At 63.2% G+C, this 14,333-nt stretch carries 25 protein-coding genes and 1 pseudogene; 15 read left to right on the top strand and 11 right to left on the bottom strand.

Annotated elements, in window-relative coordinates; all coding sequences use genetic code 11:
• The 11 genes from ACM43_RS10755 to ACM43_RS10705 all read right to left on the bottom strand — a co-directional run.
• A partial coding sequence (locus ACM43_RS10755; RefSeq protein ID WP_271539979.1) for a hypothetical protein occupies positions 1-555 on the bottom strand: 555 nt, incomplete at its 3' end.
• A gap of 53 nt (positions 556-608) precedes the next feature.
• A complete protein-coding gene (locus tag ACM43_RS10750) occupies positions 609-1,322 on the bottom strand; it encodes a hypothetical protein (RefSeq protein WP_162130867.1) in 714 nt (237 codons plus the stop codon).
• Positions 1,322-1,525, bottom strand: coding sequence for a hypothetical protein (locus tag ACM43_RS10745; RefSeq protein ID WP_036031766.1), 204 nt, complete (start codon positions 1,523-1,525; stop codon positions 1,322-1,324). The genes ACM43_RS10750 and ACM43_RS10745 overlap by 1 nt, the downstream gene beginning before the upstream one ends.
• 9 nt (positions 1,526-1,534) lie before the next feature.
• On the bottom strand, positions 1,535-2,059 hold the full coding sequence (locus tag ACM43_RS10740; protein ID WP_157786083.1) for a hypothetical protein: 525 nt from the start codon (positions 2,057-2,059) through the stop codon (positions 1,535-1,537).
• The gene (locus tag ACM43_RS10735; protein WP_271539976.1) at positions 2,052-3,581 is read right to left on the bottom strand and encodes a DnaB-like helicase C-terminal domain-containing protein; all 1,530 of its coding nucleotides are present in this window, start codon (positions 3,579-3,581) and stop codon (positions 2,052-2,054) included. Before ACM43_RS10735 ends, ACM43_RS10740 begins: the two co-directional genes overlap by 8 nt.
• 210 nt (positions 3,582-3,791) lie before the next feature.
• Positions 3,792-4,307, bottom strand: coding sequence for a hypothetical protein (locus ACM43_RS10730; protein ID WP_157786084.1), 516 nt, complete (start codon positions 4,305-4,307; stop codon positions 3,792-3,794).
• Complete coding sequence (locus ACM43_RS10725) at positions 4,279-4,524, bottom strand: hypothetical protein (protein WP_050996281.1); 246 nt, start codon at positions 4,522-4,524, stop codon at positions 4,279-4,281. Before ACM43_RS10725 ends, ACM43_RS10730 begins: the two co-directional genes overlap by 29 nt.
• The gene (locus ACM43_RS10720) at positions 4,524-5,144 is read right to left on the bottom strand and encodes a hypothetical protein (RefSeq protein ID WP_036031779.1); all 621 of its coding nucleotides are present in this window, start codon (positions 5,142-5,144) and stop codon (positions 4,524-4,526) included. The genes ACM43_RS10725 and ACM43_RS10720 overlap by 1 nt, the downstream gene beginning before the upstream one ends.
• The gene (locus ACM43_RS10715) at positions 5,141-5,689 is read right to left on the bottom strand and encodes a hypothetical protein (protein ID WP_036031780.1); all 549 of its coding nucleotides are present in this window, start codon (positions 5,687-5,689) and stop codon (positions 5,141-5,143) included. Before ACM43_RS10715 ends, ACM43_RS10720 begins: the two co-directional genes overlap by 4 nt.
• A gap of 12 nt (positions 5,690-5,701) precedes the next feature.
• Positions 5,702-6,082, bottom strand: a complete 381-nt coding sequence (locus ACM43_RS10710; protein ID WP_036031782.1) for a GapR family DNA-binding domain-containing protein — start codon at positions 6,080-6,082, stop codon at positions 5,702-5,704.
• An 83-nt stretch (positions 6,083-6,165) separates the two neighbouring features.
• Positions 6,166-6,597 carry a GcrA family cell cycle regulator gene (locus ACM43_RS10705; protein ID WP_036031784.1) on the bottom strand — a complete coding sequence of 144 codons (432 nt, stop codon included), beginning with the start codon at positions 6,595-6,597 and terminating at the stop codon, positions 6,166-6,168.
• Positions 6,598-7,068: 471 nt separating this feature from the next.
• Between ACM43_RS10705 and ACM43_RS10700 the strand changes: the two genes are divergently transcribed.
• From ACM43_RS10700 to ACM43_RS10630, 15 genes and pseudogenes are all read left to right on the top strand, one after another.
• A complete protein-coding gene (locus tag ACM43_RS10700; RefSeq protein WP_050996282.1) occupies positions 7,069-7,995 on the top strand; it encodes a PD-(D/E)XK nuclease-like domain-containing protein in 927 nt (308 codons plus the stop codon).
• Positions 7,995-8,897 carry a recombinase RecT gene (locus ACM43_RS10695; RefSeq protein ID WP_036031787.1) on the top strand — a complete coding sequence of 301 codons (903 nt, stop codon included), beginning with the start codon at positions 7,995-7,997 and terminating at the stop codon, positions 8,895-8,897. The genes ACM43_RS10700 and ACM43_RS10695 overlap by 1 nt, the downstream gene beginning before the upstream one ends.
• Before the next feature lie 17 nt (positions 8,898-8,914).
• A complete protein-coding gene (locus tag ACM43_RS10690) occupies positions 8,915-9,394 on the top strand; it encodes a hypothetical protein (RefSeq protein ID WP_036031790.1) in 480 nt (159 codons plus the stop codon).
• Positions 9,395-9,430: 36 nt separating this feature from the next.
• Positions 9,431-9,583, top strand: a complete 153-nt coding sequence (locus ACM43_RS10685) for a hypothetical protein (protein ID WP_157786085.1) — start codon at positions 9,431-9,433, stop codon at positions 9,581-9,583.
• A 153-nt stretch (positions 9,584-9,736) separates the two neighbouring features.
• Entirely contained in the window at positions 9,737-10,096 is a 360-nt protein-coding gene (locus ACM43_RS10680) for a hypothetical protein (RefSeq protein WP_036031796.1), read from the top strand.
• Between the two features lie 22 nt (positions 10,097-10,118).
• Complete coding sequence (locus ACM43_RS10675; RefSeq protein WP_202948154.1) at positions 10,119-10,325, top strand: hypothetical protein; 207 nt, start codon at positions 10,119-10,121, stop codon at positions 10,323-10,325.
• Positions 10,322-10,528 (top strand): hypothetical protein, encoded by a 207-nt coding sequence (locus ACM43_RS10670; protein ID WP_036031800.1) that lies wholly within the window; start codon positions 10,322-10,324, stop codon positions 10,526-10,528. Before ACM43_RS10675 ends, ACM43_RS10670 begins: the two co-directional genes overlap by 4 nt.
• Before the next feature lies 1 nt (position 10,529).
• On the top strand, positions 10,530-10,898 hold the full coding sequence (locus tag ACM43_RS10665; RefSeq protein ID WP_050996283.1) for a TSCPD domain-containing protein: 369 nt from the start codon (positions 10,530-10,532) through the stop codon (positions 10,896-10,898).
• The gene (locus tag ACM43_RS10660; RefSeq protein WP_036031803.1) at positions 10,891-11,145 is read left to right on the top strand and encodes a hypothetical protein; all 255 of its coding nucleotides are present in this window, start codon (positions 10,891-10,893) and stop codon (positions 11,143-11,145) included. The genes ACM43_RS10665 and ACM43_RS10660 overlap by 8 nt, the downstream gene beginning before the upstream one ends.
• Positions 11,142-11,540, top strand: a complete 399-nt coding sequence (locus ACM43_RS10655) for a hypothetical protein (protein WP_036031804.1) — start codon at positions 11,142-11,144, stop codon at positions 11,538-11,540. Before ACM43_RS10660 ends, ACM43_RS10655 begins: the two co-directional genes overlap by 4 nt.
• Positions 11,537-12,208 carry a hypothetical protein gene (locus ACM43_RS10650; RefSeq protein ID WP_050996284.1) on the top strand — a complete coding sequence of 224 codons (672 nt, stop codon included), beginning with the start codon at positions 11,537-11,539 and terminating at the stop codon, positions 12,206-12,208. Before ACM43_RS10655 ends, ACM43_RS10650 begins: the two co-directional genes overlap by 4 nt.
• A gap of 196 nt (positions 12,209-12,404) precedes the next feature.
• The gene (locus ACM43_RS10645; RefSeq protein WP_050996285.1) at positions 12,405-12,641 is read left to right on the top strand and encodes a helix-turn-helix domain-containing protein; all 237 of its coding nucleotides are present in this window, start codon (positions 12,405-12,407) and stop codon (positions 12,639-12,641) included.
• A gap of 118 nt (positions 12,642-12,759) precedes the next feature.
• Positions 12,760-12,876, top strand: a pseudogene (locus ACM43_RS10640) (IS1595 family transposase); the annotation flags it as partial.
• Between the two features lie 11 nt (positions 12,877-12,887).
• The gene (locus ACM43_RS10635) at positions 12,888-13,718 is read left to right on the top strand and encodes a hypothetical protein (protein WP_036031808.1); all 831 of its coding nucleotides are present in this window, start codon (positions 12,888-12,890) and stop codon (positions 13,716-13,718) included.
• A 25-nt stretch (positions 13,719-13,743) separates the two neighbouring features.
• The coding region (locus ACM43_RS10630) for a hypothetical protein (protein WP_271539965.1) at positions 13,744-14,333 on the top strand (590 nt) is incomplete at its 3' end.

The following is a 14,333-nucleotide window of genomic DNA, read 5'->3' as shown; positions in this document are numbered from 1 at the left end:
TCGCATCACCTCGGCAAAGTCCTTGTAGAACGGCACGTCTTGCCGGATCGGGACCGACGGCCGCAACGAATACATCAGCTTGATGCGGCCCTTCGCCTTGCGTGTCGATCGGCCCTGGCGTTGGAAGATGAAGCGCCCGCGCTTGAAGCTGTTCCGCAAATTCTTCGGCTGTTGCTGCGTCCGCACGGCGCCGCCGCTCGTCCGCTGCACGTTGACCGACGACGGGATCGAAAGGTTGCCGCCCTTCGCCCGGCGCGTGCCGCCCTTGGCATGCAGGGACAGGTTCGCCCGGCCGAGCTTGTCGTAAATCTCAACCGTCAAGTCGCCCTTCGTCGCGCGCGACCCCTTGGTCGTCAGCGCGGCCTTCATGAACGATCGATTGCGGACCGTGACCGACGACGGCCATGTCGTCTCGATCAGATACGATCGGGTATTCTCAGCGGCCATGTTGAGGGTGGTCGCCATGATGTAGGGCATCTGATCGGCGGTCGCGCCGAGAGCCAAGGCCCGCTGCTCGATCTGCGAGAAATCGAAATCGACCCCGAGCGTAGGCATGGTCACCACAAAAAAACCGACCTCGCCGCCGGGATCGGTCGAACAGTCTTGCGTTAGTGGGAAATACCACGGCGGCCCGATCCATCAGCGCGTGGCTTTGGCCTCGGGCGCGTGCGCGAAGAAAGCACCGGTTTTTTCAAGCCGTCAACGTAATTTTCTGCGGTCTGCTTCGGCAGCTCGGGGAAGATACCGGGCAAGAGATCAGCGTCCAAATTGATTACGTCGAGAGTAATCAGACGTTTAGTCACCGCCTTGCGCAGCCGCGCTAACGCCTCGGCGTAGCTCATGACGCGCCCAAATTTTTTTGCTTCGATCCGCCAGGCACGATAGGCGGCGTTGAACCAAGCGAGATCACCGGTCGCGTTTGCGTGGTTGATTGTCTCTTGCACATGGCGAACAGCCGCATGCACCCGCGACATCGCCGCGTCGTGGTTTGTCAGCGTGATCTTCCAGCGCGCGGCGACCGCCTCGACTTGGCGCCGGGCAAACTCGGCCCGAACTGCAAGCCGCCCCTCGGGATCGCGCGGCAGCACCTCGGTCGCCTCGTCCACGATCGCCTCGGCCGTGTCGCGGTCCTTCACCCAGAACGCGCACCCGATCTCCGACCACGGCCAATTGTCCCGGATGCCATCGAAGGTCTGGCCGAGGTCGCGGGAGACGCCGACGATGCACGGCTCACCGCGCGGGATCGTCGCGATATAGATCGCCGCCACGCCGAAGACGATCAGGTATTCCCGGTCGGCACCGTGGGGGATTTCAAAGTCCATCATACTTCCACCGCGCCCCACGCTTGCCGCAGTGCGGCATGCAGCGCCGCCGTCGCCTCGGCTCGATAGGCGTCGCGCTGCGTCGGGGGCAACGCCGCCCACGGCTTGCCCCGGCGCCGTCCGTCTTCGCCCACGACCCGGTTCGCAACGGCGTCCCTGATCGCGATGGCTGCGGCCTCGATCATTGCCTCGGTGATCCGCATGGCGCCCTCCTAGAAGACCGGCACGAACTCGCCGCGCAGACCGTCGGCGATGACATCGCACCCGCGATCGTGGTTCGCGCGCCACGTGTCGGCATAGCCGCCGCGCTTGACCGCCACCCACCCCGCGTCCCGTTCGAGAGAGTGCGCCAGGGCGACACAGTTGACCGCCCGGAGCAGATGCATCTGGCCGATCAGGTGGCGGGCGGGCCAGCAGATCGCCGTCTCCATGCGGGTGACATCGGCAAACGACGGCAGCAGGCGCGTGCGGTTCTGCATCCGCATCGTTTTCTCGAGTTCGCCCTGCTCGTGCTGGGCGATCAAGTCCTCGAACTCGTAACTGTACGCGGGCCACGCTGCCCCATAGCCCGCGACCGTGCGCATCGGGATAAGGCGCAGCGTCCGCATCGCCTCGGCGAGACGCCTGCCGACATGCGGACCGCTCCAGACCGAGGGCGCGATGTCCTCCATCACGGCGTCTTCAAGCGGGTTGAATTTCAGCGGGTCATCCCGGCGGATCACGAGCACGTCACTCAAGGTCCATCTCCTTCTGCTTGTCGGCCAATTCTTCGAACCGTTGCGTCTGCACATCGAACGCCATGTTAATCGCACCCTTAAAGCCGGTTTCCTCGAACCGCACCTTGGCGATGTGCACGGTTGACCGGCAGGCTTCCGCCGCGCGCTCGATGACGACGCCGTGGTCGCATTTGTTGAACCAGTGCGCCGAGCCCTCGATGTCGTAGAGCGTCGCGGTGCGGGTTCGGCCGTGCTCCCAAACGTCCTTGGTCGGGTGCGCTAGGACGATCACGGCGACCTCGTACTGCCGCCCAAAGCGCTTCAGCATGCGGATGGCCCGGCCGATGTATTCCGTCGAACTTTCATCGCGGCGCCGGGCGTGCTCGATCTCGTTCCATGGGTCGATGACCAGCACGCGGATGCCATCGCGCAGCACCGCATCGCGGGCTTTCTCGATGATCCATTCCAGCGTGATGTCTTCCTCGTCGGCGTCGTTCGGATCGTGGTCGATGAACGTGAAGCTGCCCTCAATGAACTCGTCGGCCTCGGCCGACGCAGTGCCCGCGATGATCCGGCGCAGCTTGTCGCGGAGATGCGGCACTGTTGGCATCTCGGCTGAGAAGACGGCCGAACGCCATCCGTAGGCGCGCGCGATGTTGACCAGCACGTTCAGCACCCAAGTCGATTTGCCATGGCTCGGGATGCCGGTGACGACCATGAACTCGCCCGGGAACAGTTTCAGCCAAGCATTGTTGGCCGAAGCGACGGTGTCGCCGTCGAACAGCGGCCAGCCGATCGAGATCGGGTGCAGCGCCGGGAGCGCCGGATACTCCGAGAGCCGATAGAGCCCACGAACCGGATACTGCTTGGCATCGCGCAACACGGCGCTGACCGAATCGCGCCCGTACTGGCGCAGCACCTCGTTCAAGTCCTTGCAGCCCGGCGGGAACGTCACGAACAGGCAGCGCACGGCGCCGAGGCGACGGACGATCTCGGCAGCGAGCCGTTGCCCTGGCCCATCGTCATCGACTGCGAGAATGAACCGCTTGATCCGCTTCAACCGATCCCGGTTGAGCCACAGGAACTCGAACTTGCCGTTCGCCTCGGTCTGCGGATCGAACGGCGGCAGGCGTCCATCCTTCGGGACCGGCGGCGCGCCATCGGGCACCGAGACCGTGAGCGGCCAGCCGCAATCGACCGCGACCATGCCGTCCTCGATGCCCTCGGTGATGACGAGCGCTTGCGTGCCCGCTTCCAGCAGAGGGTCATCGAGCACGTCGGCGTTCCAAAACGTCCGCTTGCCGCCCTTGCGATGCCAGAAGAACTTCTCGCTGTTCCGCTCGGTGCGATATTTCTCGTTCACGGTGACGCCGTGCTCGATGAACGGATAGACGAGGATGTTGCCGCTCGGGCTGGCGACGACATGCCGGTTCGGCTTCTCACCGACGAGAGTACCCGTATAAATCTCGAACTTGGCGGCCAGCTCGGGCGATATCCCCCGGGCCTCGAAGAACTCGACGTGTCGCGTCGCGAGCGTCGTCATAGCGATAGCTCCCATGGAATTCGTCGCAGTGGAAACAGCGGAAGAAAAAACCGTCCGCGTCGCAGCGGATGGAGAGGCACTTGTGGGACTTCTTCCGCCGCAGATGTGAGCAGACGGGGCAGCGGAGTTCGTGGGTGCCGCTATGCGAGCGCGGGTCGAAGCCGATCCGGGCAAACATGCGCAGCACCTCGTCGAGCGACAGGCGGCGCGTCATGGCTGCACCACCCTCGACGGTTCATGCTCCGGCGGGGCCCGGATGATGGCGCCGATGTACTCGCGGGGATCGTGCTTGGTGGACGCCTGTTCGATCGCCGCCCGTGCCAGCGGGACTTTGCCGCCCTTCGCTTTGAGCAATCGCGAGACGAGGCCACCCGCGCCATTGCCGAGGACTTCCTTGCCGCGCCGGAACAGTTCGGTCTCTGCGTCGGACGGCGTTGGCGCCTTGGCCGCTCGCGGTGGCGGGACCGTCTCGCCGAAATCCAATTCGCCAGAGCCCGAGCGCGCGCCAATCGGCGCGGCATGGTCCTCGGTCCTAGGTCCATGGTCCACGGTCCAAGGTCCAAGGTCCGTCGATGAAGCCTCGCGAGGGCTCGCGAGCAATCGCGTAGCCTCGCTGACAACCGGCAAACGTGAGGGCGTCGGGCGATCAATCTTCTGGTGTTTCAGCCAGTTATCGATTTGCAGATAGGTGGAGCCCTCAACCACGTAACGGGTGATTGCAACCATGATGCTCAAGCTGGGCTAGCCAGTCGTCCATGAGCCCCGGCGCATCGTCGTCGTATGGGTAGAGAAGGCTCGCGAGCATTCGCGAGGCCGCGCGAGCCCTCCCTTCGTCATCGGCGAGGGTCCACAACTGGATGAACAGCAGGCGCGCCTCGCGGGACAGTTTGCCGATGGTCTCAGATTGCGGAAACTCGGGCTTGATCGTCCTGATGCGTGCCATCAGACCCTCCCGGCATTGGCTCGAAATACCGCGCTCGCGAAACCTGGCGGCGTGATGCTGCGGGTGTCAGCGCGATCGGCAGTCGGCGAGAAATTGAGGATTGCGGAGCCCAGCACCGGCTCGACGCACGTAGGCTCGGCGAACAGATCACCGACGCGGACCTTCTCCGGCATGACGAACCCGCCGCCGACCCACAGGCACGTTTGCTTCGTATAGGGGTCGCAGGGGTCGAACGTGTAATCGGGATCGCGCCAGTAGGTCGAAAGGGTCGAGACCGGGTTCTCGATCATGTAGGGCGCGCCGCTATCCTCGCAGGCGCGCCGACAGGCATCGACCACTTGCAGCGCATGGATCAGCGCGCCGAGGCCCTTAGCCTTGAACCAGCGGGCGCCCGAAACCGCGAGGTGTGAGCACGGCGGGAACGCGAAGACGATAACCGGACGCGGCAGATGCGCGGGATAGCGCCATTGTGTGATGTCGGCGACGATGTGATGGCGGCGATGGTGCTCGCGCGGCGCCGGTTGAAGATCGACGGTGATCGCCGAATAGCCCGCCTGGATCCACGGCAGCACCATGGTGCCGGTTCGATCGCAGAGCGACAGGACGATCCCGAGCGTCATCCGGCAATCCTCCGCCGGAACCGGGGCGAGGTTTGCAGAGCGAGCTTCGGGTCGAAGACCGAGGCTTGATAGTGCCAGAGCGCGAGCGCATCGGCGGCATTGTCATCGCTCGGCGCCCAGCCGAGACGATTGCAGGCGTCGATGGTCGCCGACTTCGCTTCCTTCCGCTTAATCCGGTTGGTGCCGAGGAAATGCTCGCGGACTTCCGAGACCTTGGCCTCGCGCACGTCATAGCCGCCCGCGTGGCCGTATTCCTCGACCACGGCGCAGAGCCCGATCAGCACGCGGATGATGTGCGCGGTGGTGAAGCCCGCCATGTGCTGGGGCGCCATCGGCGCCTCGAACACGATCAGCCGCACATCGGGCTCAGTCGCGAGGAAGGCGCCGAGCCATTGCCGACATCCGGCATAGATCGCGCCGAGGCTGGCGCCCTCGCGCGCAAAGCGCACCGAGCCGGATCGCGGCTTGTCCTCGTAGGGAAAGCCGCAAGCCCAGCCGGTTCGCGATGCGAGATCGAGCGCCAGAATACGGGGCGCGTGCGCCATGCCGCCCTCCCGTCAGTGGGCGGTCGCGGTGACGTTTCCGTGCAAGGCGGACATTGCCGCCGCCCGCCAGAGCGGCAAATCCTTCACGCCCTCGGCTGTCGCGAGCATCGAGAGGATGTGCTTCTGATCCTCCTCCAGCTCCTCGTAAATCTCGCGGTTCTTCGCCTCGTTGATCCTGATCTTGACCAGCGACCGAAGCTCCTTGGTCGGGATGCCGCGCGCCTTCGCTTCCTTGAAGCAGGCGTTGATGCTCTCGCGGATGTTGCGGCACCGGGCCATCGATGACCCACGCTCGGACGCCAGATCGGCATGATAGCCGTCGATCTTGCCGAGGAGTTCCTGCACGATCTCGGGGTCGAAATCGTTCGTCTGCGTTGCTGCTGCCTTCGCCATAAGAAAGGTCCCTTTGCGTTGCGGGGCCTCGGCGAATTGGGATCATCGCCGGGCCGCGCGTGGTCCCATTGGGGCCCCCGGCATCAGGCCCTCCCGTAGGTGACGAACAGGTGATGGTGCTTCGGGCACCATGACGAGCCGAGGCGCTTCTTGGCGCCGCAGAACACGGCAAGGCCGTCCTCGCCGCGCTCATCGAGCACCGCGCGGCAGTGAAAGCCCCGGGCCTGAAGGAACGGCACCGGCTTTCCGCTCGTGGCCTCGACCGGCGCGAGCTTGTGCTCGGGTTTCGGCGCCAGGACGATCTGCGCCTCCGATTTCGGCGGCTGCTTGGTGGTGGCTTTCGTCATCGGCGACAAGCCCTCGGGACGTTTGAGTTTGAGGCGCGCGATTTTGCCAGCGACCGCACTGCGCGTCCGATGCATCGCATCGGCAATCACTGACGAAGACGCGCCCTCGGCGACCCAGCGCCGCAGGGCTTCTTCCGCCGCATCATCCCATGTCGATTGAAAGACCATCGGGCGCCCCCTTGTCGCGAACCACGACGGTCGTTTTAATAGTCACCGGTTCGCGTCATCGTCATCTGTTTTCTGCGTCCCGTACCCACGGATTTGCGTAATCACCGTGCGCGGACAGGCGCGAACGTGCGCTGATGGCCGTGGCGGCCATGATCGAAGCGGCACGTGGCCGATGCCGGTAGTTGCAGGAAAAATCTGTCGTGAGAGTTGGCGTGAAATTCTGCTGCACTCAGCAGTTGTTCCGTACCCGCTTTTTTTGATCGCACTTGTTGACAGCTTGATCGAACCGGGCGGAAACTCGCGATGACAGGCAGACGAGAACAAATAACAACGCACTGATCTGATCACCACGGCGCACCGCCTGCGGACTACAAGCGGGCGGCCCTCACACCAGACAAAGCATCCAACAGCCGCGCACCTACGGTGCCGGTGACGGCATTTTTGGCGTCGCGTAACTGGAGGAATGTAAGAATGCAGTCGATACGGTGGGATGGAAAGACGATCACCGTGCCCGGGATTTACCGGGATATCCCGCTGCACGACTACCACCGCGCCGACCTCTGCGACGCCGTCAGCGTCTCGTCGTCGATGTTTCGCAACATCATTAACAAATCGCCAAAGCACGCCTTCGACAAATCGTCGCTCAATCCCGATCGCGAGGACACCGAGACCGAGACCGAGGCGATGGTCCTCGGCCGCTTCGTGCACAAGGCGGTCGCGGGCGAGCCGTTTGATGACGACACGGTCATGCGCCCGGCCACTGTCGGCGGGTTCGCGTACAACGCGAACCGCAAGGAATGGCGCGATTGGCTCAAGGAGCAGCGTGGCGCCGGAAAGTATGTGATCTCGCCCGCCCTGGCGGAGCGCGCCAAGGGCATGATCATCGCGCTCGGTCGGTTTCCGCTCGTGCAGCACGGCATGCTGGGCGGATCGCCGGAGCGCTCGCTGATCTGGAAGGACCCGCGCGGGTTCTGGAAGAAGGCGCGGCCCGATGAAATCCCGAACGACAGCGGCGACTTCGTCGATCTGAAGTCGACCAACTCGGTGCTCTATCGCGACACGCAACGCTCCATTATCGACTACGGCTATCACCAGCAGGGTGCGATGGTGATCGAGGGAGCCCGGGCGCTCGGCATTACGGCATCATCGTTTACGCTTCTGTGGGTCGAGAGCAAGCGCCCGCATTGCGTCCGCGCGCAGACGCTCAAGGACGAGGACCTGGCGCGCGGCGCCGCATTGAATGAACTCGCCTCGAAGACGTTCTGGCAGTGCTTCCAGAGCGGCGTCTGGCCGGGCCCGGGCGATGATCGCGCCGACGCCGAGTATGTCGATCTGCCCGACTGGTATCGCCAGTCGGTTGATGACCGGGTCAAGTTCGAATTGCGGGAGGCTGCGTGATGACCGATCAAACCGTCACCACCGAGGCCCCGCAGACGCCGCCGCCCTCGCAACAGCAGGCGCCGCCCGATCGAGTGACCCGCCGCGATCTTGTGGAGGGGAACGCGGAGAAGGTGGTCACCGAGCGCACCGAGGCCGTGACGCTGTTCAAGGGCGGCGGCGTGGACTACGCGAACCTCCGCGATCTGGTCGACGCCGCGAAGCTTCTCGCGGCCTCGGGTCCGTATCTGCCGCCATTCATGCAGGGCAACGTCGGCGCCTGTTTCGCCAATTGCATGCGAGCGCAGGAGCTTGGCGTCTCGCCGCTCGCCCTGGCGAAGTGGACCTATGTCGTCGAGCAGTTCGTCGGCGGCCAGAAGGTCGAGCAGATCGCCTACGAGAGCCAGATGTTTCACGCCGTGATCGAGGCGCGCGCGCCGATCACCACGCGTCTGCAAGTTGCCTATGAGGGCGAAGGCGATATGCGGCGGTGCCGGGTGTGGGCGACCTTCAAGGGCGAGAAGGAGCCGCGCTATTTCCCGCCGCTCGATGCCGCGCCGGATCAATTCACGCTCGGCAAGTTGCGCCCGAAGCGGAACGACAGTGGCCGGATCAAGGGCTCGCCGCTGTGGGACATCAAGCCCGACCTGCAACTGTTCTACAACATGAGTCGCGATTGGGCGCGCATGTATGCGCCCGATGTCATCTCCGGCATGTACGGCCGCGACGAGATGGAAGACGCGGGCTTCACCGTCGCGTCTGAGGCGGCGCGGGATGTGTCGCCGCGCCTCGCGGAGCGCCTGCGCGGGACCGCGCACTCGATCGGTCAGGCGGCAATCGCCGCGATCGACGCGCAGGCCGCAGAACACGCCCCGAAATCAAAAGCGAAGGCGCCTGCCGAGGTGCCCTCGGACGACGCTTAAACTGGAAGGAGTGGGAAATGCCTGACTTCTGCGATCCCGACGGTTCGACCTGTGCTGCGCCTATCATCGCGACCCGGCTCGGCGACGTTCTCCGCATCGAGGCGGCCCCGCGCCGCGGCGGTGCGTCCCGCCCGTTGCTCTCGCCGCAGGACATCCGCGTCATGCTGTTCGCCGCGCAGGAGTTTCGGCGACAGCGCGCCGCGCGCGGCTACATGAAGCAGTGTGATCAGGCGTTCGCTTGCATCGTCAAGGGTTATGGCGCCCAGCCCAGCATCGTCACTCGGCCCGATCGCGACCCCGAACTGATCGAGATGCGCCAGAAGATGATGGCGTTTGTCGCGGTCGCGACTGGGGCCACTCACCGTCAGGTCGGGCTGGTCTTTAAGCGCGATCACTCCTCGGTCGGATCGGCCTGCGCCCGGTTCGCCGCCGCTGTTCGCGCCACCATCTCGTCGGTCCAACCAACGAGCGAGCCCGATGCGGAAACTGATGCGTGAGATTGTCACGTTCGTGCGCGAGGCGGGGGCTCGGACGTGTGGGTCTCCGAGGGCGGCAAGCACACGCGCATCCACTTCACCGGCCCGAACGGCCGGAAATCCCATCTCCTGATCCATCGCGGCGAGACGGTCACCACCCGCTACGCCGCGATGATCCGCTCCCAACTCCGTCGGAAGATCGCGCCATGAGCGTGCAACCCGGAGTGTCGCCGATGATGAGCGCAGCACTCACGGTCGGTCTGATCGCTGGCCTCGTCTGCGGCGGCAGTCTCGGCGCGATCACCATGGCGATTCTAGTCATGAGCAAGGACAGCGATTTTCCACCCCCGAAAGGAGAGCACTATGACCCTCGCGAGCGAAATCACCAAGTTGGAGACCGAGTTGCAAAGCTGCCGAGTTGAGGCCGACGCGCTCGGCAAGAAGAACGCCGTCCTTGAATTCGAGAATGACAGTTTGAAGCAGCAACTTGCCAAGGCGAACGCCGATCGCGACGCGCTGATCCGGCGCTCGGAGGCGATCAAGAGCCTGCTCGATCAATGCGGCGCCACCTTGGTACACGGCTTGAAGCAATGCGCCGCCTCCGAGCGCGAGATCGAGCGGCGTGAGGAGGCGAGCGGCGAGATCGAGGGCGGCATGGCCGCGATTGTGGCCCGCCGCAACGGCGAAGCCATCCATACGGACGGCCCGCAGACCGAGCACTGACCATGACAAAAGGGAGACTGACGTGAGCACTGAACCGATGCTGCAATTCTTCGCCTACGCGCACTTGAAGCCCGAGCTTCAACCAACCAGCGCCAAGTTTGCCGAGATCGCCGAGTGGCTGGTCTCGCTGCTGCCGCGCAATCCCGAGCGCACCGCGTGCCTTCGCAAACTGGTCGAGGCGAAGGACTGCGCGGTGCGGGCGGCGATTTACAAGGAGGACGGACAATGAAAATCCCGAAAGGCGCCGACATCCAACTCAAGACCGAGAGCGGCGTGGTCGAACTGCACATCACCGCCGCGCTGACCACCCGCACGCAGGCCGTCGAACTGATGGCCGCGATCCGGCAAATCTCCGGCGCGCTGGAAACGGAGAAGCGCGGCCCGCGCAAGCCGAAGGCGATGGCAACGGCCGCGAGCGCCGGGGCCGCCTGACATGACCGGCCGCCGGGTGTTGCCGAGCAAGCGGTACGCCGAGACGTTCGAGATCGCATGGGGCGGGTTCGACCGCCGGTTCGCGGTGACGCTCGGCTTTTACCCGGACGGCACGATCGGCGAGGTGTTCATCACCGGCGGGAAGTCGGGTCAGGAGATCGAGGCTATCGCCCGCGATGGCGCGGTCGCGGTCTCGCTGGCGCTGCAATACGGCGCCCCGATCGACAGTCTCGTCAGCGCGATCACGCGCGACGAGCGCGGCAACGCATCGAGCATCATCGGCGCGGTGCTCGACCGGATGGCGCCGCCAGGTTTGAGCGAGCACGCGGACGACGCGGCGACCACTGATCAGGGACAGACCGATGGCTGACGAGACGACCGCCGACGAACGGGCAGAGATCGACGCCGAGATCGGTCGCGATGCTGCGAACCTCATTCTCGGAATGATGCAGGGCGTGCCGGTCGGCGTCGCCTACAACGTCATCGGCAACATCACCGTCTCGATCTTCCTCGCCGTCCCCTTCGTCGAGCTTGGCGACGCTCTGTCCGAGTTCGACAGTTGGGCGGAATACACGCGTTCGATGATCGCCGAGGGGCTCAAGGGCCGCCTGCAATGAAGATGGGCCGCTCCCGACAGCCGATCCGTCTGCGCGTGAAATGCGCGGCGGCGCTGCTTGCCCTGACCGATGACAAGGGCGAGCCGCTGATCCCATGGGAGCACGCCAAGGAGATGACCTCGGATCAGATCATCTCGCTTTTTCAGCTCGATCATTACCCGATCCGGGCCGAGTCCGGTGGCCCGGCGCTGCCGTGGAATTTGGTGCCGCGTCTAATCCGGGCGCACCGCCGCAAGACTGCGAAGATCGACTTACCCGAGATCGCCCATATCCGGGCGGTGACGAAATCCGAGGCCGAATTCAGGGCGCGGCTGCTAGCAAAGGATCGCGGCGAACCCCGCCCGCCGAGCCGGTGGCCGAAACGCTCATTCCGAAAGCGGGAGGATCGCCAATGAGCGCGGAGAAGGCGTTCGTTCATACGACGGTGCCCTACGGTGACGACGGCAAATTAGTGCGCGGCGTCATCGCGCGGTGTGGCGCCCCGGGCTGCGAGGCCGCCATCCCGCTGGCCGTCAACACCTTGCAGAACTCGCGCGGCGACGACAGCGAGATCGAATGGCGGTTCATCGCCCGCAAACTGGAAGCCAAGGGGTGGCATGTGGGCCGGAGCCGAACCGCTCATCGGTGCCCGCGCTGCCACAACGCCGCGAAATTCTCATCGATCAGAAAGGCCGAAGCCATGCAGAACGGGAACGCGATGACCGACAAACTCAAGGTCGTAAAGGAGAACATGCGGGTGATGACCCGCGAGGATCGGCGCATCATCTTCGAGAAGCTGAACGAGGTCTACGTCAACGACAAGATCGGCTATGGCGATGGCTGGACCGACGAGAAGGTCGCGACCGACCTCGGCGTCCCGCGCGCATGGGTCAAGCTGATCCGCGACGAGAATTTCGGCGACGAGGTCGGCAACGAGAACATCCGCGATCAGGTCAAGGAGGCCCGCGATCTGCTCTCGCAGATCAAGGCGATCGAGCCGCGCATCAGCGAGGCGCAACGGCTGATCGCGGTCGCCGACAAGATCGAGAAGTCGCTTGCCGAGATTGCCAAGGTGCTCAAATGACCGAGGGGCCCGCCGCCCTGGCGATGATGATTTGCAGGAAATGCCAACAGGAGAAGCCCGAGGCCGATTTCTACATGCAGGCCCGCGACGGTTGTGCGCCCCGCCGGATGACAGTCTGCAAGGTCTGCCATCGGGCTCGCACCGCGCAGAGCACGCAGGAGCGGCGCCGTCGGGCAAGGGAAATGAGGCAATGACGATGACCGAGGACGTAAAGGTGAGCGCGATTGATACCGCGAGCGGCCACCGGCTCGCGACCGTAAAGGAGGCTTGCCGCTACGGGAAATTCTCGCACACCAAATGCTATGAACTGATCAATGCCGGGCGGATCAAGGCGAAGAAATTCGACGCCCGGACCCTGATCGACCTCGATAGCATCGACGCCATGTATGCGGCGCTGCCCGATCTGGTGCCCAATCCCGGCGCCAAGTATTAAGGGCCAGGCCATCCCAATAGCCGGGCGGCCATAGCCGCCACGAGCAGGATGGCGCCGCATATCAGGGTCCGGCGCCCGACGATATTTAGCCGCATGGCCGCCCCTCCGATTTCCCGACGATTTCCGCTATAATAACCGTATCGCGTTAAGGGTTAACGATACGGCTCGCACTGTGACGGCCCTTCGTGGTATTGTCGGGAAAAGGCTGACTTACCGGGACTCGTCCGAGGCGTAGAGCGCATACAAATGCCCAAGCGAGACCTCACATTCAATATCGAGGGGCACCCGGGCCACCGGGGCAACGCGCTCGCGCATGCCCTAGTGGAAAAGCTCCGCAGACTTCTGTCTGCGCTGGGTCAAGCTGAGCGCAAGTATGACGGGAAGCCTGCTCGGCAAACTGAGTATGAAGTGGTGGCCGCAACGAAGGTCAATCCCACGAAGCTCACGTTGCACCCTGTTTCCAAGCAGGCAAACTATGATCCCATTCCCGCTTTTGAATGGACGTTTGAGCAGATCGAGCGCGTGGCGCTGGGCAAAGATGTCGATGATCGTGTCGATTCCACGCTTGCCAGAACCTTGGCGGAAATCGCAGAAAAGAAGCGCGAGGATGATTACAGCCGCCTATGGATCAACATTGACGATAGAACCGTAGACTTTGACGAGCAATTCCGTGCGCGTTCTGCGGCCATTGCTGCCCGCAAGGCCGAACTAGAGCAGCCTCCCACATGGTTTTCCGGGACCTCTTATGGCTCTGTTGTCGGCGATCTGCGCGAGGTTTCCGACATCGATGGCGAGCACCATTTCGTCATCATCCCCCCGATAGGGGCACAGCGGATCAACTGCGTCTTTCCCGAGGGTAAGCGGGAAGAAATGCGGCAGTATTTGTTTCGGCTCGTTAGGGTCATTGGCAGGCTTCATTATACAAGGGACTCCCCCTTTCCCGTACAAGTTGATATGGCAGATATTGAGTATGCCGCTACAGTGCAGGAACCGGTGCACTTATTGCAATTGCGAGGGCTCTTTAGCGGCTTCGATCGTCGGAATGATAATCTGGAAACATTATTGAATGGCCTCTAAGCCAAGCTTCTATTGGGACGCTTGCATGTTCTACGAGGTGCTTGGCGATGAGCCCGTGACACCCGAGAAGAAGGCGGCGATTCAGGAAATCTTAGGAGACAACCAGGCTAAGAAGAATTTGATCGTTTGCTCTGTCCTAACCCATCTTGAAGTTATTCCATCCAAGATCGAGGCCAAGAAGCCGGGAGCTGAGACTCAATATCTCGGAATTTTTGATGGCGAGCATTTCGTAGACATAGAGATCAGCCGCAACATTTTGATGAGGGCAAGAGAGATAAGGGAATACTACTATCGGCCCGCTGATCCAGCGACAGGGAAGCCCGCAAAGGTCATGGATGCGGCGGATGCTGCCCATCTGGCTACGGCGACCATCTATAACGTTGATGAATTCCACACCCGGGACGATGACGACAGGGATTCAAGGTTCCCCTCCTTTCCTTGTATAAATGGAGTGGAGTGGACAGAGTTTGCGACAAATACCCTCTCAAGATCGTGTCACCAGAGCACATTCAAAAAGTTCTACCCCTTGATGAAGGTCCTGACCTGCCACTGCGTATTTCCTCCAGAAGGAGTTAGAGTCCGGCCCGAAGAAGGACGGACAGATGAAGCGAGCAA

The sequence above is a fragment of the Bradyrhizobium sp. CCBAU 45321 genome (genome assembly GCF_028128975.1).
GTDB classification, from domain to species: Bacteria; Pseudomonadota; Alphaproteobacteria; order Rhizobiales; family Xanthobacteraceae; genus Bradyrhizobium; species Bradyrhizobium yuanmingense.
Note: the sequence above shows the minus strand (reverse complement) of the source record. Positions and strands in the feature narration are given on the sequence as shown.